This window comes from Alteromonas sp. ABH4_457, from assembly GCF_056160625.1.
The window spans coordinates 443,231-466,523 of sequence record NZ_JBSWXN010000003.1 but is presented as its reverse complement, the minus strand read 5'-3'; the positions used below and the strand labels follow the sequence as shown (position 1 = coordinate 466,523).

At 47.5% G+C, this 23,293-nt stretch carries 19 protein-coding genes; 11 read left to right on the top strand and 8 right to left on the bottom strand.

Annotation, left to right across the window (positions count from 1 at the left end):
• The first annotated feature begins 185 nt into the window (after positions 1 to 185).
• Both ACXAGR_RS08535 and ACXAGR_RS08530 read left to right on the top strand, forming a co-directional pair.
• The gene (locus ACXAGR_RS08535; RefSeq protein ID WP_474849329.1) at positions 186 to 1,529 is read left to right on the top strand and encodes a cytosine permease; all 1,344 of its coding nucleotides are present in this window, start codon (positions 186 to 188) and stop codon (positions 1,527 to 1,529) included.
• A gap of 383 nt (positions 1,530 to 1,912) precedes the next feature.
• A complete protein-coding gene (locus ACXAGR_RS08530; protein WP_474844030.1) occupies positions 1,913 to 2,698 on the top strand; it encodes a GntR family transcriptional regulator in 786 nt (261 codons plus the stop codon).
• Between the two features lie 109 nt (positions 2,699 to 2,807).
• On the opposite strand, the gene ACXAGR_RS08525 is transcribed toward ACXAGR_RS08530, so the two are convergent.
• Positions 2,808 to 3,995, bottom strand: coding sequence for a CaiB/BaiF CoA transferase family protein (locus tag ACXAGR_RS08525; RefSeq protein ID WP_474849327.1), 1,188 nt, complete (start codon positions 3,993 to 3,995; stop codon positions 2,808 to 2,810).
• Between the two features lie 167 nt (positions 3,996 to 4,162).
• Here ACXAGR_RS08525 and ACXAGR_RS08520 point away from each other — a divergent pair, with 167 nt between their 5' ends.
• Both ACXAGR_RS08520 and ACXAGR_RS08515 read left to right on the top strand, forming a co-directional pair.
• On the top strand, positions 4,163 to 5,008 hold the full coding sequence (locus ACXAGR_RS08520) for a cupin domain-containing protein (RefSeq protein ID WP_474849325.1): 846 nt from the start codon (positions 4,163 to 4,165) through the stop codon (positions 5,006 to 5,008).
• Positions 5,009 to 5,126: 118 nt separating this feature from the next.
• Entirely contained in the window at positions 5,127 to 6,545 is a 1,419-nt protein-coding gene (locus ACXAGR_RS08515) for a sodium/proline symporter (RefSeq protein WP_474849323.1), read from the top strand.
• A gap of 58 nt (positions 6,546 to 6,603) precedes the next feature.
• Here the strand turns inward: ACXAGR_RS08515 and ACXAGR_RS08510 are convergent, their stop codons facing one another.
• Both ACXAGR_RS08510 and ACXAGR_RS08505 read right to left on the bottom strand, forming a co-directional pair.
• Positions 6,604 to 6,912, bottom strand: coding sequence for a c-type cytochrome (locus ACXAGR_RS08510; RefSeq protein ID WP_474844026.1), 309 nt, complete (start codon positions 6,910 to 6,912; stop codon positions 6,604 to 6,606).
• 212 nt (positions 6,913 to 7,124) lie between these two features.
• Positions 7,125 to 7,832 carry a Crp/Fnr family transcriptional regulator gene (locus ACXAGR_RS08505; RefSeq protein ID WP_474849321.1) on the bottom strand — a complete coding sequence of 236 codons (708 nt, stop codon included), beginning with the start codon at positions 7,830 to 7,832 and terminating at the stop codon, positions 7,125 to 7,127.
• A 290-nt stretch (positions 7,833 to 8,122) separates the two neighbouring features.
• Here ACXAGR_RS08505 and ACXAGR_RS08500 point away from each other — a divergent pair, with 290 nt between their 5' ends.
• On the top strand, positions 8,123 to 8,542 hold the full coding sequence (locus ACXAGR_RS08500; protein WP_474844025.1) for an acyl-CoA thioesterase: 420 nt from the start codon (positions 8,123 to 8,125) through the stop codon (positions 8,540 to 8,542).
• A gap of 453 nt (positions 8,543 to 8,995) precedes the next feature.
• Complete coding sequence (locus ACXAGR_RS08495) at positions 8,996 to 9,931, top strand: AraC family transcriptional regulator (protein WP_474849319.1); 936 nt, start codon at positions 8,996 to 8,998, stop codon at positions 9,929 to 9,931.
• 20 nt (positions 9,932 to 9,951) lie between these two features.
• Here ACXAGR_RS08495 and ACXAGR_RS08490 read toward each other — a convergent pair whose 3' ends face one another.
• Complete coding sequence (locus tag ACXAGR_RS08490) at positions 9,952 to 10,845, bottom strand: LysR family transcriptional regulator (protein ID WP_474849493.1); 894 nt, start codon at positions 10,843 to 10,845, stop codon at positions 9,952 to 9,954.
• A 161-nt stretch (positions 10,846 to 11,006) separates the two neighbouring features.
• Here ACXAGR_RS08490 and ACXAGR_RS08485 point away from each other — a divergent pair, with 161 nt between their 5' ends.
• Entirely contained in the window at positions 11,007 to 12,197 is a 1,191-nt protein-coding gene (locus ACXAGR_RS08485; RefSeq protein WP_474849317.1) for an MFS transporter, read from the top strand.
• Here ACXAGR_RS08485 and ACXAGR_RS08480 read toward each other — a convergent pair whose 3' ends face one another.
• The 4 genes from ACXAGR_RS08480 to ACXAGR_RS08465 all read right to left on the bottom strand — a co-directional run bounded on the left by ACXAGR_RS08480 (position 12,198) and on the right by ACXAGR_RS08465 (position 16,106).
• On the bottom strand, positions 12,198 to 13,004 hold the full coding sequence (locus ACXAGR_RS08480; protein ID WP_474844021.1) for a sensor histidine kinase: 807 nt from the start codon (positions 13,002 to 13,004) through the stop codon (positions 12,198 to 12,200).
• A 174-nt stretch (positions 13,005 to 13,178) separates the two neighbouring features.
• The gene (locus ACXAGR_RS08475) at positions 13,179 to 13,541 is read right to left on the bottom strand and encodes a RidA family protein (RefSeq protein ID WP_303573281.1); all 363 of its coding nucleotides are present in this window, start codon (positions 13,539 to 13,541) and stop codon (positions 13,179 to 13,181) included.
• A 110-nt stretch (positions 13,542 to 13,651) separates the two neighbouring features.
• On the bottom strand, positions 13,652 to 14,860 hold the full coding sequence (locus ACXAGR_RS08470) for a sensor histidine kinase (RefSeq protein WP_474844020.1): 1,209 nt from the start codon (positions 14,858 to 14,860) through the stop codon (positions 13,652 to 13,654).
• Positions 14,861 to 14,963: 103 nt separating this feature from the next.
• Positions 14,964 to 16,106, bottom strand: a complete 1,143-nt coding sequence (locus ACXAGR_RS08465; RefSeq protein WP_474844019.1) for an MBL fold metallo-hydrolase — start codon at positions 16,104 to 16,106, stop codon at positions 14,964 to 14,966.
• A gap of 237 nt (positions 16,107 to 16,343) precedes the next feature.
• Here ACXAGR_RS08465 and ACXAGR_RS08460 point away from each other — a divergent pair, with 237 nt between their 5' ends.
• From ACXAGR_RS08460 to ACXAGR_RS08445, 4 genes are all read left to right on the top strand, one after another.
• Positions 16,344 to 16,550, top strand: coding sequence for a ParD-like family protein (locus ACXAGR_RS08460; RefSeq protein ID WP_303573285.1), 207 nt, complete (start codon positions 16,344 to 16,346; stop codon positions 16,548 to 16,550).
• Positions 16,543 to 17,313, top strand: a complete 771-nt coding sequence (map, locus tag ACXAGR_RS08455) for a type I methionyl aminopeptidase (protein WP_474844018.1) — start codon at positions 16,543 to 16,545, stop codon at positions 17,311 to 17,313. The genes ACXAGR_RS08460 and map overlap by 8 nt, the downstream gene beginning before the upstream one ends.
• A 419-nt stretch (positions 17,314 to 17,732) precedes the next feature.
• Positions 17,733 to 20,615, top strand: coding sequence for a TonB-dependent receptor (locus ACXAGR_RS08450; protein WP_474849315.1), 2,883 nt, complete (start codon positions 17,733 to 17,735; stop codon positions 20,613 to 20,615).
• A complete protein-coding gene (locus tag ACXAGR_RS08445) occupies positions 20,605 to 23,292 on the top strand; it encodes a family 78 glycoside hydrolase catalytic domain (RefSeq protein ID WP_474849313.1) in 2,688 nt (895 codons plus the stop codon). Before ACXAGR_RS08450 ends, ACXAGR_RS08445 begins: the two co-directional genes overlap by 11 nt.
• Position 23,293 lies beyond the last annotated feature (1 nt).

Sequence of the window (23,293 nt, the reverse complement as noted above, 5' to 3'; positions counted from 1 at the left end):
ATATTACGTGGTTAACCCGCAGTGCCTATGACAATTATCAATTAACAGCAGGGGCTGGCAGTCCAGACACAATAAGCACAAAACTCTTGCGGGCTCTTTGACATTTGTTAATGCCCGGTGCGAAGGCTTTTGATTAGCTTATGAGTATGTCGCCTTAATCTGGCGACCCGTTCCGGAGACCAAAAATGCTAAATAAACTAAAACAGTGGTGGACGCTGGATGCCACAGAAGAAGCACAAAGTGATGACAATCCTCATCTGCCCTTAACGCCGTCACAAAGACGCAACGCTATGCCTTTGCTGGCGCTGGCTTTTGGCTGGGGATTTCTGGTTACCGGTTTGCTGACCGGCGGCGCACTGGGGAAAGGTCTGGCGTTTACCCCTGATTTGCTCACGGCTTCGTTTCTGGGTAACGGGATGAACTTTGTCATTGGTGCACTGGTAGGTTATATCGGCTACAAAACAGCGTGTAATTCGGGGCTGTTATACCGTTTTACCTACGGCAATATTGGCGCATACATTCCCGTGCTCTTCGTGGCACTGTTAACCATCGGCTGGCAGGGTATTACCGTAGGCGCCTTCGGTTTTGCCTGGGCGCAGTCATTCGACTCTGTCACCTTCTATATTGTTGCGATTGGCGCCGGCATTTTATTTACCGGTACAACGTATATGGGGGTTGCAGCGCTAGAAAAGGTCAGTATGCCGTCTGTACTGATGCTGGTGGCAGTGGGCATTTATGCGACGTGGTTGAATATTGATACTACCGGTGGCTGGCAGGCATTTTTTGCGCTTTCTGAACAGCAGGCCGCAAAGTCGCCCATGAGTATGTATGATGCTGTGAATCTGGTGGTGGGTTCCTGGATAGTTGGCGCTATCGTGATGGCAGATTACACCCGGTTTGCCCGAAAGGCATGGGTGGCGATTGCTATTCCGTTTGTAGTTTTAATTATTTCACAGTGGTTTCTGCAAATCATCGGCTCCATGGGCGGGATAGTTTCCGGTACTTACGAATTCACCACCTACATGCTCCAGCAGGGTCCCTGGATTGGCTTTTTCGGTCTGATTGCCATGAGTCTTGCGCTGTGGACCACAGGCGACACCAATCTGTATTTGCCGGCCGTGCAAACAGCCAGTGTATTTAAACGTCCTAAGCGGGTAACAACATTACTGTGCGGGCTGGCCGGAACCATACTCGGACTGGGTGTTTATCAGTACTTCCTCGAGTGGATTAATTTGCTGGCAGCGCTGGTTCCGCCCGTAATTGGCCCCGTTATCGTCGACTATTATCTGGTTAACCGGAAGCGTTTTAATCCTGAAAAATTAGCACATTTGCACAAATGGAATCCGCTGGCGATCATGGCCTATCTTATCGGTGCAGCCTGTGCGACAGCCATTACTTATCAGGTGGTATTGCCTTTGTCAGACGTGCTGTTTCCGTCGCTGTACGGATTACTCATGTCTATGATCAGCTATTTAGTGCTGAGTGTAGTGGCAAAAGTCCTTGCGGTGAAAAAACCTCAGCTTGCCTGATCCTGCAAATATACATACGCCTGCTAAATGATATAAAAGTATATTTAGCAGGCATCATCGTTTATGCTGATCTGGCTAAACATCTGTTTTTAAGTCAAATAACCATTCTGATTGTTGTTAAATCCGTTATTTAGCGCAGGATGCGCTGTGATTTAAGGTTGTCTTTGTGTCCTCTTAAGTTTGAATGACCTATCATTATGCTCTTGTAGAGATGTCATGATAGTATTCAGGCCGAAACTATCCGTTATAAACGTCAGGTTGCAGCCGGATATAGGTTATCCGTCAGCTCACATGTACAATCGCGGTCACAGATGACACGCGGTTAAGATAGAAAACAGTGCTGAAACACGTGGTATATGAACGGCACGGACAGGAGATTCACTTTGGATAAATCTTCCATTATTGAAATACTGAAGCAGTTTGAGGTACAGCAGGGGTTAGAGTGGGACGGTCCTACGCCTCTGTATCATAAGTTGTACAGCTTACTGAAAGAACAAATTGTAGACGGCACCATCAGTTATGGCGCGCAATTGCCAACGGAACACGAACTGGGTGAAGCCTTCGGTCTGTCGAGAATCACCGTAAAACGGGCCATGGACGAACTGGCCTCAGAAAAGCTGGTAGAGCGTCGTCGTGGCCGTGGCACAACGGTCACGTATAAATACAAACCCAAGCCGGTAAAAGCGCCGCTGACGGGCATGCTTGAGTCCATTGAAACCATGGGTCGCCACACGATTGCAAAAGTGATCCACATTGCTGACCGTGTACCGCCAGCTGATGTCCGTGATGATCTTGGCTTAACGGAAGGTGAAACGGCCTGTCGTCTGGTGCGGGTAAGACTCACCGAAGATGAAAAGCTTCCGTTTGCTTACTACGTCAGCTGGACACTGACAAACAGTGATACGTTCTCTGAAAAGGCGCTGCAAAAGCACACCCGTGTTGAACTGCTGAAAAAGCAGGGCACAGTATTGTCCCGTATCGATCAATTCATCAGTGCAGAAGCCGCTCCCGCTGATGTGGCGAAAGAATTAAATCTCAAAGAGTTCAGTCCGCTGCTTGTGGTATCAAGACGCTCGTACGATGCAAACGGAAAGCTGGTGGATATTATGCAGGGCAGTTATAACCCCGCCATATTCCAGTATCAGATGAGTATGGAAATTAACGACTAGCGTTAAAAAACAGGGGCATTATTCATGCCCCTGAACGGAGAACAACAGAATCTGTTGTTCGGGAGTGCTTGTTTCAGCAAGGCTGACTAAGCTTGGGAACGCTGTACAGTTAATTAATGACGACTTCCTGTTTCAATAATCTTTCTATTTCCTCTTTACTGAATCCGGCTTCACTTAACACTTCTACCGTGTCTTTGCCCTCAGCAGGCAAATCGTGGTGCAGTGCTGTGCGTTCGCCGTCGAATTCAACAGGCAGTGCAGGGAGTTTGGTCTTACCTTGTGTGGTCGTTACCTCAAGCAAGCCGCCACAGTTCAGGTGAGGATCTTCAAACAAATCTGATGGCTTATTAATGGGTGAGAAGGGAATGCCAGCCCGCTCCAGTCTTGCCATCAAAGTGGTTTTATCCAGTTCAGCGAACATGGCACTGATCACAGGCAAAATCTCATCGCGATATTTAACCCGGTCGTTGTTTTTGCTCAGCCTTTCATCGGCAGCAAAATCATGCAGTTCGAATTCTTCGCAGAACTTTTGCCATAAGGTGTCGCTGACGACGCCTATGAATACCCGTTCATCATTTTTGCAATGGAAAATGTCGTATACCGACCAGGCACTGCGTCGCACTGACATAGGAGGCGGCTCTTCTCCCAGCACGGTTTGTTGCGCCATGTGCTGGCCTACCATGAAGGCAGTGGTTTCAAACAATGAGCTGGTGATGTGCCGGCCTTTGCCAGTTTTTTCCCGTTCATGCAAAGCCGAAAGTACACCAATGACGCCGAACATGCCGCCGGTTATATCAATAACTGATGAACCGGCCCGCATTGGCCGGTCAGGCAGACCTGTCATGTAAGCCAGTCCGCCCATCATCTGGGTCACTTCGTCCAGCGCGGTGCGGTTTTCGTAAGGGCCTTTCAGAAAGCCTTTCAAAGAGCAGTAGATCAGTCCCGGATTAAGCACTTTCATGGCTTCGTAACCAAAGCCCAGCTTGTCCATTGCGCCGGGTCTGAAATTCTCAATGAGAATATCGGCCTTGCTGATCAGTGTTTGCGCGACGGCTTTGCCTTCATCAGATTTAAGGTCAATACACAGACTGCGCTTGTTTCTGTTGTACATCGGAAAATAGCCGGCGCCGGAGCCTTTCAGGCGACGGGTTTTATCTCCGCCTGGAGGCTCAATCTTGGTCACTTTTGCGCCAAGGTCTGCTAATACAAGGCCCGTTGTCGGCCCCATTACCATGTGCGTAAATTCAACGACGACTAAGTCTTTTAAAGGCATCGTTGTTCCGGCAGTTTCACTCACAGTCTTTTCCGTTTTCTGACAATAATTATAAATGCTATAACAATATGTCTTAATCAACAAGTAAAATTATTAATGTGTTATCAATATAACTTTTTATTTGGCGCAAATCAGCCGGTTAATGACCGTGGCACAGTACTGATGAAGTATAAAAATAAGGTTATTAAGTGATGGCAAGAGACTACGTGGAATTTATACAGACTCAGGAATTAGCCTGGGAATACGATGAATGCTTTGAAGGTACCGAGCGCAAGTTGCTGAGTATCGACACAGACAGCGGTGGCAGAACACAACTGCAAAAGTATCCTGCCGGCTATCAGAATCCGGCTCCGCATGCACTGGCCTGTAACGAAGAGTTTTATGTATTACATGGTTGCTTTTACCTTAATCACTTTGTTTATTCTCCGGGGTGTTATGGCTTCTTTCCTGCCGGATTCGAACGCAATAAGCTATACGTACCTGAAGATGCAGTGATTTTGCGTTTCTTCGATCACGCTCCGGTACCCCTGGCAGAGGATGCCGGCGGGGCAAAAGAACGGGCAGAGGGACGTGAAGCGATACCTTGTCTCGACACTTACCGGATGTCCTGGGACAGCAGCGTGCACGACATCAAACTGACCCACCTCGGGTTTGCCCGTAAGAATTTGCGTATTGACCCGGTCACAGGTCAGCGTACTTTTTTATTTATGACGTCTCCCCAGTCGCACCCGGTTAATTTTCACGGTGCGCAGGAGTCGCATCCCACGCCGGAAGAAGCCTATCAATTACATGGTGACCTTACCGGCCATGTGGGGACCATGTATCCGGGCGCTTACTTCTGGCGGCCGCCACATATCCCTCACGGTCCGTTTGGTACACGGGGCGGTAGTTTGTCTCTTATCCGGTTTGTAGGCGGTGAGCACGTGAATCAGTGGTCTGAAGTCCAGCACGGATTTAATTACAATCAGGCCTACCAGCCGGTCTTGCCTGACTGGATGACGCGGCAGTCGCGTTTTACTCCTCCGCCTAACTACTGAAGGAGGGGTTGCCGGGAGAACTGACAATTATCAAAGCGCTGAAGGACGCGTAGCAATAGCATGATGGGGAAGCCTCGCTTTCTTCCTTTTTCCTTGTGCACATCAGGGAGTGAACATCATGAGCACAACTATCCTTATCACTTTAATTGTTTACAAGTGCGTCCTGCTTGCTGTGGGTCTGTGGGCACAGCACCTGAATCAGGACCAGGAAGACTACTTTCTGGGTGGCCGTCAACTCGGCCCTGTTGTTGCGGCAATCAGCTACGGTTCCAGTTCTGCTTCTGCGTGGACGTTACTTGGCATGAGCGGTCTGGCTTATGCAATAGGACTGACCGCTGTATGGGTTGCTGCAGGTGCCGTCGCCGGTGCAGCCATTGCCTGGTTCTGGATTGCTCCGCGTCTGATGGAGGTCACCGCCAGAAAAGGTCATCTCACGGTCGTCGACTTTATGGCTGACGGTGCCTCAAAAAATGACGCCGGCCGCATAAAGGTCATTGCCACCCTGATCATTCTCTTCTGTTTTATCATTTATATGTCATCGCAATTTCAGGGGGCGGGTAATGTGTTTGAAAGTACGTTTGCCATGTCCTCTTCAGGCAGTATCTTACTGGGCGGCACAATCATACTGATTTACACCCTGCTAGGTGGCTTCTGGGCGGTAAGTCTGACAGATACTATTCAGGGAATTCTCATGTTGTTTGCCGCCATTCTGCTTCCGGTGATGTCGTGGATTGCCATAGGCGGCGCAGAGGGTTTTCAGGCAATCCTTGCTTCCCCGCCTTCTGAAGACTGGCTTTCATTTACAGGAGCCAACACGGGATGGATGGCACTGGGTACGATTGCAGGTAGCATTGCAGTGGGACTTGGTACGTTTGGTCAACCTCATTTACTCAACCGTTTTATGGCATTAAAAAGTAAAAAGTCTCTTCGTCAGGCTAGCGTATTGAGTGTGTTCTGGTTTGCGCTGGTATTTGGCGGTATGTGTATGCTGGGACTGGCAGGGCGAACACTTCTGCCAGAGCTGGATAACCCTGAAACCCTTTTCTTTGCGCTTACCTCTGATCTTCTGCCAGGTGTCACAGGTGCCATTGTGGTGGCAGCCGTGCTGTCAGCCATTATGTCGACGGTAGACAGCATGTTGTTGGTTGCGGCCGCTTGCGTTGTACATGATCTCGGTGCCGGAAGGTTTATTAAAAACAAACCGCTTCTTATGTCCAGAATTACCATGACTGTGCTGGCAACGGCCGCAGTTATGCTGGCCATCTCGCTGCCAAGCAGCATTTTTGACCGGGTTATTTTTGCATGGAATATGATTGGTGCTGCCTTTGGTCCGGTTATTATTATCTCTCTCATGGGCAGACAAATTGCGAAAAACGGTGTAGTGGGCGCAATGCTGGCAGGCTGCCTTTCTACTTTTGTGTTCAGCATGATGCCGCATACGCCCGGGGATCTATTACAACGTGCGGGCCCGTTTCTGTTAGCTACGGTTATATTGCTGATAATGAGCGGAAAATCGCGGATCGCGTTGTTGAAATAGAAAAAAATAAGTGCTTATAAATATGCCGGGTCTGTTGCTGACCCGGCAGTGTACAGTGTTATTTCATAGCCGCGAAGTAGGCAGAAATATTGGCGATGTCTTCATCTGACAATGGCTTCGCCATGGGGCCCATCATGGGATCTTTACGTGTTCCGTCACGAAAGGCTTTCAGTTGCTTCTCCAGATACGGGGCCTTTTGACCCGCCAGGTTCGGCCATAAAGGGCTCGGGCTGATCCCTTGAGCACCATGACAGCTGGCGCAAATGGTGGCTTTGGCTTTTCCTTTTTCAGCATCCGCAGCAATAGCAGATACACTCATCGTGCAAGACAGAACGGCTGCAAGCAGGGCATGCTTAGCTTGTTTCATAGGTTACTCCAGTCTTCGGGGTCATTCATTGTCAGTCTTTTATTTTTAACCACAGGTCAGGAAAACCTGAACGACAATAATTGAAAAATCAGTGGTGTCTTCTGTGTTAGATAGTATGAAGACCGTCCGTCAGACTCTATGACTATTATCAAAAAAGAGGCGGGCAGCAGAGCAGTGCTTTTACACTGCATCTGCTTAAAGGGAATGGAATATCAGGTTGAGGCCATTTCGCTCACCGCTTCCATATCCAGGATCTGCAAGTGGTTTAACGAAGGTACTGCAATCAGCTTATCCTGCTTCAGCTTTGCCAGTGAGCGGCTCACTGTTTCTGTTGTCAGGCCAAGGAAGTCAGCAATATCCTGACGGGTCATATACAATTCGATGCGGTCAGGTCTTGCGCCCGGCAGCCTTTCGAGCAGATGCATAAACAGAAAACACAGTCTTTCATGGGCTTTCTTCTGCCCCAGGATATATAACTGATCAATAGTACGGTTCAGAATTCGGGAGTTAATCTCGGTCAGATTCGTTTTCAGGTGCGGCATTTCTTCTGCCAGATCGTACAGCTTCTTGCGGTTAAAGCGATAGAATTCAGCTTTGGTCAGACTGCGGACTGCGTAGTCGTAGCACGGTGAGCTGGTTACACCAACAAAGTCGCCGGGGAAGAGAAATCCCAGAATTTGTCTGCGGCCATTATTGGAAACCCGTTCTATGGAAACTGTGCCGCTGATAACGTTGAATACATTCACCGAACGATCATGTTGCCTGAACAGGTACTCACCTGAACCACATTTTGTTTGTTCTGCACACATGTCTAGTTGTTCAAGTTCCTTTGGTGTCATATCATTGAACAACACGCTGCCACTGTATGCTGGCTGCGAGTGAACCGGCCGGATGTGTTTGGGAATAAATATCGTCGACATCTTGTAAACCTCATTCAGGTTGAGCTCGAAATTGTCAAACTCACCAACTTTACATAGACCGGTTACAGCATAATTTACGCCAGTCTGAATAACCGCACAAAAATCGCGTAATAATCGCGCCTGCACACCATGTTTGTTATTAATATGTTAAAACATAATGATATGTCAATGTTTTTAATTGGGGCGTTGTGCACTATTTTGGAGCAGAATAAATCCCCGGGTTCTGACATTGCCAAAACCTGAGATGATCTTTATGCTATAAAAATATAGCAATAGGTCAAGAGGTAGTAATGAGATTTCTTTCCCGCAGACTGGTCATGCCCAATGACCTTAACTATGCCAACGCGTTATTTGGCGGTCGTATTCTTGAATGGATTGATGAGGAAGCCGCTATTTACGCGGCTTGTCAGCTAGAGACAAACAGCTTGGTGACCAAGCATATTGGCGCAATCAGCTTTGACAGTCCGGCATTGCAAGGTGATGTTGTTGAGTTTGGCCTTAAAACAACTGCCGTAGGCCGCAGTTCAATTACCGTGAGCTGCCTTGTCAGGAACAAAGCGACCAAAACGTCAATTTGCCAGGCTGACGATATCGTTTTCGTACGAATAGACAAAGAAACCCGTCGTCCGGCTCCCCATGGTAAAACGCTGGAAATCCTCGAAGAGCAGACCCGCAGAGAACTTTCTACGTTAAATCCTGACTGGAAATAATTCTGTACCTTTAAATACAAAGGGTTAGTGATTGCGCGTAATTTTTTTATTTCAGCATTGATAAATGTCAAGGACAGGAAGTTATTTAGCTTCTTAGTATGAAAAAGCGACAATTTGTTCGCGCTTATTTATTCTCACCTGACAAATGCGGAGGCAAATGATGCTCGTGGCTATAAAAAAATCCAGATATTCAGGTTTGCATCAGTGGTTTCGCAATGTTGTTCGCGACCCGAATGTATATTGCTTTTTGATAGCGCTCAGTATTTTACTGGCGATAGAACTGATGCTTTTCAGAGTATAATCGGTAGCAACTGCAGAAATTAAAAGTAACTAAAATCCGGAACCCCGGACAATCAGGCAATAAAACCGGACAATTACGTTATCCGTTTCTGGCTGCCTTGTGCTAAAAATAACGTTATAAACAGCGTTTTTTTATCACCGGGGATCAGGAATATGCTTCACTCTGCAGCCATCGATATTATCAGCGATAAACTTGCTGACCGGATTGGCCGGCATACCGCCGGTCAGTCAAATGTGATCACGGACATTGCCGGACTCAGTTTTTATCGCAAAGATGCGCCGACGGAGTGCACAACCTGCTTTGTTGAACCAAGTATCGCGCTGGTAGTGCAGGGTGAAAAACGGATGGCGCTGGGTAATGATATCTTTCATTATAACCGCTACCGCTTTTTAATTACCTCACTGGACTTACCGGCGCAGGCGCAAATTCTAAAAGCAGAGCGTGCTGAACCGTATCTCGGTCTGGCGCTGCGGCTGGATTTCACCACAATGAGCGAACTGCTCATGCAAGCGTCTGCAGATACCAAAACCCTGGCCTCTTCTAACAGTGGTATGTCGGTTGGCAATACTACGCCGGAGTTGCTCGATGCCTGTGACAGGCTGGTTAGTCTGCTGGACGATAAGGCATCGCTTTCAGTGCTGGCTCCGCTGATTAAAAAAGAGATTTACTGGCGGGTTCTGAATTCGGAGCAGGGTGACAGGCTCCGTCATATTATTTCAGCAGGGAGCCAGGGTTTAAGGATAGCGAAAGCCATCGACTGGTTGAAAACTCATTTTACGCAATCTTACACCGTGGAAGAGCTGGCGGAACGTGCGCAAATGAGTAAATCCACCTTCCATCATCATTTCAGACTGCTCACCTCTATGAGCCCGCTGCAATATCAGAAAAGCCTTAAACTGATGGAAGCCAGACGCCTTATGATAGGCGAACAAATTGACGCTTCGGACGCTGCATACCGTGTGGGCTATGAAAGTCCTTCCCAGTTTTCCCGAGAATATTCGCGGTATTTTGGTAACTCTCCGAAGCGGGATGTGGAAGCGCAATGGCGAATGATCGAAGGTGAAAAAGACGCTCTGCAGGCGGGGTGACAGTGAATATCACCGCGCCTTTATTCCTGATATTTCAACCGGTCGATAACCAGTCGCATGGCGGAACTAATCTGCCGGTTGCTGGAAATACACAAATGGTAGCCGTCGAAAGGCGGGCACCAGTCCGCAAGTACACGGCGTAATGCACCGCTTTCTATTTCATTTTCTACTTCCTGTTCAGTAACAAAGGCAATGCCGTGGCCCTCACGCGCCGCATCAATACACATATCGCTCTCACTGAAAATGAACGGGCCCGACACCTTTTTTACGATCTCAATACCGTCCTTTTCAAACTCCCAGTCATAGGCCGGTGCCAGCGCATTAAACCGCAAAGACAGGCAGGCGTGATGATCCAGTTCGTCGGGATGTTCGGGGACACCATGTTTTCGGAAGTATTCCGGCGTAGCGACTGCTGCCAGTGATACAGCGGGGCCAATTTTTATTGCAATCATGTCCGGGCTGACAAATTCACGCAGCCTGACACCGGCATCAAAACGTTCTGCAGCAAGGTCGTTCAGACGGCTGTCGAGGTTCAGTTCAATATTCACTTCGGGGTAATCCCGGACAATACCCGATATCTTCGGCCACAAAAGAAAACGGGCGGCAGGTTTACTGGCTGAAATCCGCACCGTTCCTTTGGGCGCATCGCCAAGCATCCGCAGCTCTTCTATTCTGGCAGTGATCTGGCTGATACCGGGTTTCAGAGCAGTCAGTAACTTCTCACCGGCATCGGTTACCGACACTTTTCGAGAGGTTCTGTGTAACAGGCGGATCCCCACCGAAGCCTCGAGTCTTCTCACCGCGTGGCTTACTGCCGACTGTGATACGCCCAGTGTTACAGCAGCACGGGTAAAACTCTTTTCTTCTGCGACCACCATAAAAAGTGACAAATCGCCCAGCTCGTCTCTGATCATCACATTATCTCTTTCGCTAATCTGCCATCCAGTGTACGCAGTGCCAACATAAAAAACATCTTCTTTGATGAAATCAATTCATGGTTTAGATGACGGTGAGCCAATTGTTCCCTCTAAATAACACAAATATAATTAATATGTATTTTATCGAGCAGGTTGTAATGAATAGAAATCATCAAAGCGATAACAGTAACAAAGCCGGTTACTGGAGTGCAGTGTTCTCAATGACACTGTGTGTTGCCATGCTGATTGCCTCTGAGTTTATGCCGGTCAGCTTGTTGACCCCTATCGCGGACGGATTACATGCAACCAAAGGGCAAGCCGGTCAGGCAATTTCAGTCAGCGGTTTTTTTGCCGTTGTCGCCAGTCTGTTAACCAGTACTGTAGCAGGAACACTGAACCGGAAATGGGTATTGCTGGCGATGACAGGGTGTATGCTGCTTTCACTGATGTTAATTGCTCTGGCGCCTGACTTTCTTACTCTGATGGTGGCCAGAGCGTTACTGGGAATCTGTGTCGGCGGGTTCTGGTCGCTGGCGACCGCAGTCATTATGCGACTTGTTCCGGCAGACAGCGTATCTGAGGCTTTGGCAATCATGTACACCGGACAGGCCGTTGCCGCTGCTTTTGCTGCACCGTTAGGCAGTTTTCTTGGTGATATCATTGGCTGGCGAGGCGTATTTTGGGCAATGGTGCCACTAGTTGCTGTAAATCTTTTATGGCAGATGATTTCATTACCCTCAATGCCTGCCGGTCAGAAGCAACGCCTTTCGGAGCTGTTCGCTCTGTTCAGACGCCGATATTTTTTGTGGGCAACCGGCGCAATAGTTTGCGCATGGTGTGGTGCATTTTCAATGTTTACCTATCTGCGCCCTTACGTAGAGACTGTCATCAAAGCTGATGTAATGTTGCTCACTGAACTGTTGCTGGTTCTTGGAATAGCGGGTTTTGCAGGTACGTGGCTCGGGGGCCGGTATGCTCAAACAAGCACTGTCCGTTTTCTGCAGGGCGTGCCAATGGTTATGGCTCTGGTTACAACCGGGTTGCTTCTGCCTGAAGCACCGGTACTTTTCGTGGGGCTTTTGCTTGCACTATGGGGCGCTGCCAATACGGCCCTTTCGATAGGATGGATGACCTGGCTGACTCATAATGTGGATGATGCGCCAGAGGCAGCGGGTAGTATTATTGTTGCTGCTATTCAGGCCGCTATATTGTTGGGTGCTGCAGCGGGAGGGGTGTTGCTCGACAATTTTGGTATCAGGGTGACATTTGCAGGTAGTGTTCTTTTCTCTGTATTGTCATTAATTCTGGTCGGCAGCGGGAAAAGAATTAAAAAGCCTCAGGCGGAGTGATTACTCCGCCATCAGGTTATGCAGTTTGAACGACACAACAAAACCGCCTTCCGGTTTGCTTTCATTATAAATGTCGCTGGCCAGAGTTACTTTTACCAGGTTGTACACCACACTTAGTCCCAGGCCCGCGTTTCCGGCACCCCGTTTGGTGGTGTAGAAAGGCTCAAACACTTTTTTGAGCTCTTCTTCGGTGATCCCCACACCGTCATCGGCAAAAGTAAACTGATACCCGTCGCCGGCGGGGGCAATGGTGATGGTAATTTTGCAATGCTCATGACACGGGCCTGAGGCGTGGATCATCACATTGGATGTGAGTGCCGTCAGGATCTGAATAAGCACGGCCGGGTAGGTGGTAACGATGATTTTCGGTGGAAATCTTGGAATAAAAGTAATGGTTTTATTCTGAGAATGATGCTCATAGGAGGCGATAAATTCTGTGACCAGTTCTGATACGTTTACTTGCTCCAGCTGACTGGCTTCTTCAGACTTTTTAACCGCAACTTTCTTAAAGCTGGTCAGCAGCTTCGATGCGCGCTGCATGTTCTTCAGCATACTGGAAGTGATGTCCTGAGAAGTCTCCAGGAACTCTGCGAATTTATCGGTATCAAGCTCGCCGTTGTCAAAGTCCTGTTTGAGTTCGTCAAGCAGTTCCATCAACAGCGTGCAGTTTGCAATATTAACACCCAGGGGCGTGTTGATTTCGTGGGAAACACCGGCGACCAGTCCGCCCACTGCATCCATTTTTTCAGATTCAAACTGCTTTTCCTGATCTGTTTGAGAGGATGAATTTTCAAATGCTTTGTTCATGTACGTCAAATCAGTTTCAGTGCTCAGAACCAAAAAGCAGGGGAGCATAGGTCGCCTGCTGTACCTGATAAAAGCGTAGTGGCTAAAAAGCAGAACTGCAAAAAAAGTGACGGGTCAGTTGTGGAAGAAAGTGGTACATATTTGCACCACTCAGAGGGTAAACGGGTGGCGGATTTACAGGTAGTCTTCACCGGCTGCAGCCGTAAACGCCATTTCTACCAGCCAGTCCGGATCAGCCAGTTCCACTTTCACACAGGCGCGGCTGGGGGCTGTCCCTTCGTCAAACCATTCGTCCCATACGGCATTGAGGCGGTCAACATTGGCAAAGTCGGTAATGTAAATAGTGACAGTAAGAATACGGGACTTGTCGCTGCCCACCAGTGCCAGCATGGCTTCAGCCTGAGAAAACACGGCTTTTACCTGTGCTTCGATAGTGGTGGCGCTTTCGTCTTCCGGTACTTCAACGAAGTTCGCAATACCGTTAAAAACAGTGACTTCAGACCAGCGTCGGGTGGGATTAATTCGATGTATTTTCATGGCTATGAGGCTTTCATTGCAAAACGTCTAGTGTGACATTTTTGCTCTGGTAGATCGACCCGAAGGATTACTGTGCATTAATGAGTTTTACTAATAACGCTGTGTGAGACTTAGTGATTATCGTTTGTGGTGGTCATTGAAGCTGGTAGTACCGGCATATGAAAAGAGAATACTGTGTGAGAAGATTCAGAGCTCACGAATAGTTTTGCATCATGCGCTTTACTAATTTCTGAGGCTATAAACAAACCTAACCCCAGACCTTCACTTTCCCGTCCGGCTTCTTGCCGCCAAAAAGGTTGAAACAATCTGTCAATGGCTTCCACCGGGATTGTAGGGCCATAATTTGCCACCTCAATACAAAGCATTGATTTTTCAGCTTGAGCGCTAACAGTTACGGGGCGGCCATCTTCACCATGAATCAATGCATTAATCAGAAGGTTGGATAAGAGTTGCGAAAGTCGATCCGGATCGCAGTAGATCACATCATTAATGACAATGTCGCCGGTAATTTTCGCGGCGGGATAATTATTCGATAATTCGGCCACTACATGAGAAAGCTTGTCTCCCAATTCATCCGTCTTTCTTCGTTGCACGATAACGCCCTGGCTAGCCCGGGTATGAGCGAAATCCATTACATCGCTAATTAATCTTTCTATGCGAAATGTACTCGCTCTCATCATTTTAACTACTTTCGCAGTCTGTGGTTCGTTCGTAATATTTTCTATTACATCTAATCCAACGGAAATAGTAGAGAGCGGTGTTCGTAGATCATGACCAAGTATCGCTATGTTTTGTTCGCGCAATTGAACAGCTTCTTTTTGGTGCTGCCACTGGTATTTTGCTTCAGAAAATGCTGCAGCATACTCGATTTGTCTGGTGATTAGGGCTGAAAATGAACTTAGTAGGCTTAAAACTTTGTCATTGTTTAAAGCAAGAGCTTTTTTATCTAATCCACAAAGAGTGCCAAAAAATCTTCCCTGTTCATCATGAAGTGGAAAGGAAAAATAGCTTTGAAAGTTAAACATCTTTGGAACAGGATGATCTGCATATAACGGATCCTCGTCCGCATGCTCAATAACAATTTCTTTTTCCATTGCTCTTACACTGTTGCAAAGTGTATAGGTCACATCCAGTTTGCCGCCTACTGTAAGGCCAAAGTCCACTTCATCATGTATGGCGCAAACGGTCCAGCTATCTGGCGTTACGTGCGCGATACAGACAAAGCCAACCCCGGTACTTTCAGCCACAAGTTTTAAAATATGGGGTACGGAATCAATTGATTTAATAATGGAAACTGAAACATCCGGGGAGTGTGGCATTATTTTGTCTCGGGTACAGGTGCAGATCGACTAACGATATCGCAATAGTTTTGTTCATTTAAAATATTAAATGACATGTTTTTCCAGTGTAAGCAACTAGTCATTACCACCATTTTTGCTGCGGCAGCGAGTCCAGCGTGAAAGTTTCGCCAATGTGCGGTGTTGCTACATTCAGGTTCTTGCTTTCGGCGGCCCTGGTGAACCGGATCACCGGCTCGTTCCAGTCATGAAAAGCGAGGTCAAACTTACCCCAGTGAATTGGCATCACGTTTTCAGCCTTTACATCCAGCGATGCCTGCACGGACTCTTCCGGCAACATGTGGATTTCCGGCCAGTAGGGGCTGTAAGCACCGTCTTCCATAAATGCCATATCGAAAGGACCAAACTGCTTTCCTATTTCGGCAAAATCGGGGCTGTAGCCACCGTCACCACTGAAATATACCGACACTTCAGGTGCCTGAACAACCCACGAACCCCACAATGTGTCATTGCGTTGTCCGGGTTTGCGGCCGCTGAAATGTTTCGACGGCGTAAAAACAAACCGCGTGTCTTTCAGCATGGCATCCCCGAACCAGTCCAGCTCAGTAATTTTACTGTCGTCGATACCCCATTTCAGTAAATGAGCACGCACAGCAAGAGGTACATAGAAGTGACCCGTTTTACTATCAAGCTCTGCGATGGCTTTCGCATCCAGATGATCATAGTGGTCATGAGAAATCAGCACCGCATCGATATACGGAAGACCGTCGATAGTGAGCTCTTTATCCGCCGGATACGGTGTGCCAATCAGCCACACAGGTGAAGCGCGGTAAAATACAGGATCCGTCAGCACAGTCATTGAACCGGTATTGATAAGAATGGTGGAGTGTCCGAACCAGGTAAACGACGGTGTTTGCTGTGCAGCAAAATCCGGCAATTTCGCCGGCAACAAGCCGGAAGGGTGCTTACCCGCCGGCGGGAAGATAACCGAATTCAGCCACTTTCCCATGGGAGGCTTCGGGCTGTCGGGATCGTCGGAAACAGGGTGGCGGTTAACAAAAATGTCGTCTTTAAAGTTATCGGAAGCCAGCATCCGCGTCCGGGTCTGATCATCAGGCTTACCACCAAATAACGGCGACAACTTCACAAATAAAAAACCGCTGACAAACAGCAGCGACACAATGGCCAGCGACCAGACCAGTAGTTTCTTCATAACACCCAAAGCAGGTACTCCAGCGACTTTTTCACCGTCATTTAGTGCGTTCAAAAATTATCAGCTAAATCGCGGCAGGGACGCAATCTTTCTGCGTTCAAGTCAGTACTATGCCGGTTTTCCGGCTGGTAAAGCAAGGCTGGGGGGAAGAGAGTGTTGAACCCGGATGACTACTGGTTCGACGAATGCAGGTATCGTGAAATACGGCTTTGAATGACTAAGCAGACTTCCTTTTGACTCTTTTTATAATGTGTAGCAATATGTAGCAAATCATATTTTATTGGTGTAGGCATGGGCATTGTCAAAATCTCCGACCAACTTCATGAAGAAGTGCGTAAAAACAGTGTGGTGATGGAGCGTTCTATCAATTCACAGGCAGAGTTCTGGATGAAAATCGGGAGACTTGCAGAGCAGAATCCCACGCTTACGTATGAACAAATTCTGGAACAGGAAAAACGTCAGCAAAACGTATCAACAGTGAGACTGGTTCATGAGTAATGTATCGATAAAAAAAGCGCAGGAAATCGAACTGATGCGCGAATCCGGCCGGCTCCTGGCGAGCGTATTTCATGCACTGAACAAAGAAATTCAGGCCGGCATGACCACCATGGAAGTGAACGATTTCGTCGATGCATTCATCACTGATACTTTGCAGGCAAGACCGGCCAGCAAAGGGCAGTATGGCTATGAATATGTGCTTAATTCATCGGTAAACGAAGTGGTCTGTCACGGCGTGCCGTCGGTGGCAAAGAAGCTGCGGGAAGGTGATATCGTGAATGTGGACATCACGCTGGAGAAAAATGGCTTTATTGCCGACAGCAGCAAAATGTATTGCATCGGTAAAGTATCACCCATTGCGAAAAAGCTGGTAGATACGACTTACGAAGCCATGTGGAAAGGCATCGAAACCGTAAAACCAGGCGCGACGCTGGGGGATATTGGTCATGCCATTCAGTCACATGTGGAAAAGGAAGGCTTCAGTGTAGTGCGGGATTACTGCGGGCACGGTATTGGCCGTGAAATGCATGAAGAACCGCAAGTTGTGCATTATGGCCGTAAGGGCACAGGCATGCATTTAGTGCCGGGCATGACATTTACCATAGAGCCGATGATCAATCAGGGCACCTATAAGACGAAACAAAAGAAAGACGGCTGGACAGTGGTGACCCGCGACAAAAAGCTCTCAGCACAATGGGAGCACACCATTCTGGTGACTGAAACCGGGTTCGAAGTGCTTACGTTGCGGGATGAAGAACACTAAAAACCAAAAGGCAGCGAATGAACGCTGCCTATTTCATTAGCGCTTAAACATCAGGATCAGAACGTTTAACCTTCACGGCGCTTATATAGCGGGTTTTCGCTGTCGTCTGTATACTTATTTTAAAAGCATTCCGGGAGCACAACATCTCCTATCATACTTCCTTCATCCTACTACTTTGGTAAGGCCTATTTTTCCCTCTCGCATTATATTCGTGAATAACTGCCTAAAATGTCACTTCAATACCCGCTTTCAGTCAAATTTGAAAAAAATTAAATAAAATTGGTCAAGCCACTTGATTTGCTGTTAACTAAAAGTTAATTTTGATGGAAAGTGATTGCTTGTGCGTGATTTTAATTAACAATTGTAGCAAATTGATGAATTGATTTGCTGCAATGCTCCTTTAATTCGAGGGATTTGGCATGATTAATTTGAAAAAAAATGGATTTAAAATTTGTAGTTTGGCGGCTTCTGTAGGTTTGGTTCTCAGCGTATCTACGATGAGTGTTAATGCTCAGGAAGCAGAAGTCATAGACGAGGACATCGAAACTATTGAGGTGCGAGGTGCATACAGCCGAAACCTGCAGGATGCACTTCAAAACAAACGCAATTCCGACTCTATTGTTGATGGAATTTCTGCCAATTCAATGGGGACATTTCCCGACTTAAATTTAGGGGAATCACTACAGCGAATTACAGGCGTGCAGATTAATCGCAGTAATTCGAACCCCAATAACAGTCCAAGGGATGCAAGTATTAATCTCCGGGGGTTACCCGATGACTTTTCCAGAACTTTAATAAATGGACTTCCGTTTGCTGATCCCGTTGATGAGGGTGGTACATCATTTGGGGTATTCCAGTCTGACCTATTTTCCGGACTCGAAGTGATGAAATCACCCACAGCCAGCACTCCTGCAGGGGGGCTAAGCGGTGTAATTAACTTGAAGACTTCTAAGCCACTGGACTTGAAGGATGGTGCGACAACAATCGGTGTGAAAGGGACATATGAATCACTGACGGAATCGACTAACCCGTCAGGCTTCCTTTCTACAACCCAGCATATTAATGATGATCTTGGTGTTACTTTTGCCGTTGTAGCATCACAGGACAATTACCGTCGCGATACCACACTGGTAACACGATATTCCCAGCTCAATGATGCGAGTGGCAACCCGGTTACAATGGCTGACGGCGGAAACGTTTATTATCCAGGTCAAGCTCGTCAAATCGTATCTAGTTATGACGGTAACAATCTTGGCGTTTCAACGGCCCTTCAATATAAATTGTCCGACAAAGTAGAAACTCAGCTTTCAATTTTGTATTCGGGCAGAGATATGGATCGCCCTTTTGACATATGGGTTGTATCAGATCAGGGAAGCACGACAAATGTAGAGGCGCTAAGCGATCCTGTTTTCGCTGGTAATAACGCAAGCGGAGATCCTGAGTATGTGGTAACTGATGTCCGCCTGACAAATGTTGATACAACGCAGGGCCCACGCCCTGGTTCGATGAAAGACGAAGTTTTGAACATCAACTGGGCTTGGAACTGGATGCTGGACAATTGGAATATTGATGCAGCTATTGCGCACTCCAGGGGTAAAAATGAAACCCGGACTATTCAATATGATTACCGTTATGGCGGCGAAAACGGGCTTGTAGCAGATCTCTTTACAGGCGGCGCCGACTGGAAAGGGTTTTCTATGGATGTTACAGATGGAGCGGGGGTTGGTTTCGCAGATGTAGGGGATCTCGGTAATGTTCTGGGGGATTACGTTGCTTCACCTCCGCATGTACTGGAAGCACCTGCAGCTATTGGCGGATACAATCGAATCATCATTGCCGACACCGACAGTGATATAGAAACAGACATGAATGTACTTAGCGTTAATGCCAAACGTTACTTGGATTTCGGTGCGGTGAATGGACTGGAGATTGGCGCTTTATACACCGATGGAACAGAAGAAAGTATGCGTCAGCGACATACTGTTCTAGGCATCGATAACCTGTCGTCAGAATTTATCAATAACGATTTTGTCAATGACGTTCATTATCTTGGTGGCGCTTCTTTTATGGGAGGAGAACTCTCTACTCTGAATAACTGGACATCAATTGATCCGTCTGTCTTAGAAAGCCGCTTGCAACCTGTAACTGTGCCAGAAGGGTATGCGCTAGGCACCGCTGGCTGGGTTATAAATCCGTTCGATGGGGCTGTACTCAATGGCAACTATGAAGCGAAAACAAAATCCACGGATGTTTACGCTAAGTTATTATTCGATGGCGTAATTTCTGGTTTTGAATACCGGGGCAATTTTGGCGCTCGTTATGTTGATTACACCACCGATCTACAGTCCTTGCGGAATAACAATGGTGTCATTGAGCAAATTTCGACTACCAATGATTACGATGACCTTCTGCCCTCAGCTAATGTTGCGATAAACCTAAATGAAGACCTTATTCTTCGACTTGCCTATAGCAACACTATTGTGAGACCGCTGAATCGCGATAACTCGCCAGCTCAGACTGTCTCGGTATCAACAGACACGACTAATCCAAATCCAATTAGTGCTACTCTGGGTAACTCAAATCTGGAACCCTATAGCGCAAATTCCTACGACATGTCATTGGAATGGTACAACCGACCTGGCGGTGCGATTACCGTGGCGCTGTTCAAAAAAGAAATTGACGGCTTTATTACATCGGTGAATTTGTGCCCGGCAGATGGTGGTGGACTTCCGTTTAGTTCTCTTACGGGCACAGGCGTACTGGATAGTGAGGGTGTATTCGATTGTTACACGCCAGATGGCACAGGCATTATTGTTTCACAACAGCAAAATACGGCTGACACTATTGATGTCACTGGCGCCGAGTTATCAATACAGCAAAATTTAGATTTCCTGGACGGATTTTGGAGTGGTTTCGGAGGTCTTTTCAACTTTACTTTTATTGATGTCAGTGGGCAAATTAACGGAACGGATGCCGTATTAGCAGGCGTATCTGAAAGAAACTACAACGCTGTTGTGTTTTACGAGGCTGATAGTTATGCCATTCGTTTTGCATACAATTGGCGAGATGAGTATCAGATGGCTGCTGGCGGCACATTCTCGGGAGCTGCACGTTCTGTTGATGCCAGAGGACAGCTAGACGCCTCAGCATCCTATAACCTTACAGAAAATGCAGTACTCACTTTTGAAGCATTTAATTTAACGGAAGAGCCGCTGGTAGAATTCGAAGGGAATATGAATCGTCCCAGAAGAACTGATTTTGACGGCAGAACTGTTATCGTCGGGGCTCGATATGCGTTCTAAACAGCAAATTGATAATGGGCGACGCCACGTACTTAAAGCGGGATTAGCTATCGGTGGCGGCGCGCTGGTGTTACATCAAGTCGGCTGTGCGTCTAATTCTACTGCTAGTTCTATCGCTGAGCGTCCTTGTAAGCTGATGTTGGCACTAAGAGATGAAGCTCTCGGTATCGACTCTGAGACTTTACGCTTTAGTTGGCTTTTACCAGAATCACAAGCTATCCAGATAGCTAGCCAGGTGCAGATAGCTTCATCAGAAGAAGCGCTAGAGCTTGGTAACACGTTATGGGATAGCGGTAAAAGTATCTCGGCGCAATCATCCTCGGTCGAGTTTAGCCAAGATATTCTGTTGCAGCCTGATGCTGTCTATTTTTGGCGTGTACGTACATGGGATGAGAAAAATGTATCTCAGTGGTCGGCACCATATAAAATTATTACTGCTCCCCAAACTGGGCAGTGGCCAGCAAAACCAATTTGGCTGCCGGCGACACATAAGCAAAGTGACTGGGCATTCTTTCGTAAAACGTTCGCTATCTCCGATATTGGCATAGCGCATGCGTGGCTAAAGTTGTCTGGAGGCAGCACTAAGCCCTCCAGGCAATACGTTTACAAATGCTGGCTCAATGGCGAAATTGTCGGGGTTGGACCTGTCCGACCAATGTCATCGGAACATCGATTCCATACCTATGATGTCACGGGTTTAATTGTAGAAGGCGACAATACACTCGCTGCGCAGTGTTTCAGTATTGATGAGCAATTTTTCACCGCAGAGCTCATAGTTCAGTTCAAAAATGGTTCTCGCCTGCAAGTTTTATCTGATGAAAGCTGGATGGTGATGGGGGCTGAAAGATGGATGCCGGATGCTGGCACCTTTACTGATATGTATTACCACGGCCCTAATGAATTTATCGACGCGCGATACGAACCAAAGAATTGGAAAAGTGCGGGCAAGCAAAGTGGAGAGTGGAATTCAGCGGCTGTTACTGATATTGCATTGTCAGATATGCGTCCGGCTAAGGTAGATTCTGCTCAGCTTACAAAGCGGCTACCAGCTTCTATCGAGCAGGTGGGAAAGCACCACTGGATCCTTGATTTCGGTAAGGAGGTTGTTGGAGGAATAGCATTTTCAGGGCATGGAACTGCAGGACAAATTGTTGAAATTCGTTTAGGTGAAGAACTAAACCCTGACGGTACTGTCCGCTACAAGTTGCGGGCTTTCCCGATTTATCGGGATGTGTGGACTCTTCGGGATGGGCATCAGTCACTCTCTCATTGGGGATACCGGGCCTTTCGTTGGGCAGAAGTCATCAGTACTGCTCCTTTAGAGATTTCATCATCCCTCACCGCTGAAGTACTAGAGATGCCGTGGGACGATACGCAGTCGTCGTTCATTAGCAACCTGGCATCGCTGAATAAAGTCTGGGATCTCTGTCATTACTCAATAAAAGCCACCCGACAAGATTTATATCAGGATACACCAACCCGGGAACGCGGCCCTTATGAGGGTGATGCAATTATTAACCAGCTATCCGAATACTATACTCAGCGTTCATTCGGGTTGGCTAAATACTCTGTCTCTTACCTGATTCGTAATCCTACCTGGCCAACGGAATACCGTTTACTGACGTCTACGCTAGCGTGGCAAGACTATCTTCATTCTGGTGACGGGCATCAACTCGCCGAAGATTATCCGTTGATGTTAGAGAATCAGTTATTAGAGAACATCAATCCAGTTGGACTCGTGCAAAAGCCGCCTGGGGAATCCAGCGAGGTTAATGGCGACCTGGTGGATTGGCCAATGTCTAACCGTGACAGCTTTGATTTTAAAGAAGTGAATACTGTTGTTAATTGTTGGCAGTATGCGTCTCTTATCGCAATTGCGAACATTGCTGGCGTGCTAGGTAAAACAGAAGATCAACGTCGGTTTAATCAGATTGCAGAGAGAATGCGACAGGCAATTAATCAGTATCTATTCGATGACGCTGCCAGCCGATATCTTGACGGGCATTTATCGATACACGCTTCACAGCATGCCACTATCTTCGCGCTCGCGTTAGGTGTCGCTGAAAAATCAAAGCTTCCTGCCATCGGCGAAGCGCTAACTAAAGATATTAAAAAGCGCGGCGTTCAAGTGAGTGCCTATGCAGCGCAATTTCTTCTGGAGGGGCTGTATCTGACGGGGCAATATGAAACGGCTCTTAGCGTAATGACCAGCGATGCCACATTCAGTTGGCTAAATATGATCAATAAACACGATGCGACTATTGTCATGGAGGCCTGGGACCCGGAGATTAAACCGAACACGACCTTCTCACATGCGTGGGGCTCGGCACCGGCCAATATCATACCCAGATTCCTTGCCGGTATTCGAGTGTTGTCCGCGGGAGCTGCCAGGATATCGGTATCTCCAGCACCAGCTTCTGTTTCCTCGTTTGACATAACAGTGCCGACGATTAGAGGGATCGTTGAAATGAGTTACAACTCCGCCCGTATTACCTCGCCACTTACGTTTTCAGTTCCACCCAATGTCTTGGCAGAAGTTGATTTGAGTAAGTTGGGCTGGGGTAACACAGCGACGATATCTATAGCTGAATTGAACAGGGGTACTATTTTAACGAATCAGAAGGCTTCTGAAATTTTTGTGCTTAGCGGTGGGAAGTACGTAGTTTCGCCTCGCTAGC

Excerpts from the sequence above, each read along its gene's own strand:
- ACXAGR_RS08535 (WP_474849329.1), top strand. The coding sequence starts at position 186 with ATGCTAAATAAACTAAAACAGTGGTGGACGCTGGATGCCACAGAAGAA.
- ACXAGR_RS08520 (WP_474849325.1), top strand. The coding sequence starts at position 4,163 with ATGGCAAGAGACTACGTGGAATTTATACAGACTCAGGAATTAGCCTGG.
- ACXAGR_RS08515 (WP_474849323.1), top strand. The coding sequence starts at position 5,127 with ATGAGCACAACTATCCTTATCACTTTAATTGTTTACAAGTGCGTCCTG.
- ACXAGR_RS08510 (WP_474844026.1), bottom strand. The coding sequence starts at position 6,912 with ATGAAACAAGCTAAGCATGCCCTGCTTGCAGCCGTTCTGTCTTGCACG.
- ACXAGR_RS08505 (WP_474849321.1), bottom strand. The coding sequence starts at position 7,832 with ATGTCGACGATATTTATTCCCAAACACATCCGGCCGGTTCACTCGCAG.
- ACXAGR_RS08500 (WP_474844025.1), top strand. The coding sequence starts at position 8,123 with ATGAGATTTCTTTCCCGCAGACTGGTCATGCCCAATGACCTTAACTAT.
- ACXAGR_RS08495 (WP_474849319.1), top strand. The coding sequence starts at position 8,996 with ATGCTTCACTCTGCAGCCATCGATATTATCAGCGATAAACTTGCTGAC.
- ACXAGR_RS08490 (WP_474849493.1), bottom strand. The coding sequence starts at position 10,845 with ATGATCAGAGACGAGCTGGGCGATTTGTCACTTTTTATGGTGGTCGCA.
- ACXAGR_RS08485 (WP_474849317.1), top strand. The coding sequence starts at position 11,007 with ATGAATAGAAATCATCAAAGCGATAACAGTAACAAAGCCGGTTACTGG.
- ACXAGR_RS08480 (WP_474844021.1), bottom strand. The coding sequence starts at position 13,004 with ATGAACAAAGCATTTGAAAATTCATCCTCTCAAACAGATCAGGAAAAG.
- ACXAGR_RS08475 (WP_303573281.1), bottom strand. The coding sequence starts at position 13,541 with ATGAAAATACATCGAATTAATCCCACCCGACGCTGGTCTGAAGTCACT.
- ACXAGR_RS08470 (WP_474844020.1), bottom strand. The coding sequence starts at position 14,860 with ATGCCACACTCCCCGGATGTTTCAGTTTCCATTATTAAATCAATTGAT.
- ACXAGR_RS08460 (WP_303573285.1), top strand. The coding sequence starts at position 16,344 with ATGGGCATTGTCAAAATCTCCGACCAACTTCATGAAGAAGTGCGTAAA.
- map (WP_474844018.1), top strand. The coding sequence starts at position 16,543 with ATGAGTAATGTATCGATAAAAAAAGCGCAGGAAATCGAACTGATGCGC.
- ACXAGR_RS08450 (WP_474849315.1), top strand. The coding sequence starts at position 17,733 with ATGATTAATTTGAAAAAAAATGGATTTAAAATTTGTAGTTTGGCGGCT.
- ACXAGR_RS08445 (WP_474849313.1), top strand. The coding sequence starts at position 20,605 with ATGCGTTCTAAACAGCAAATTGATAATGGGCGACGCCACGTACTTAAA.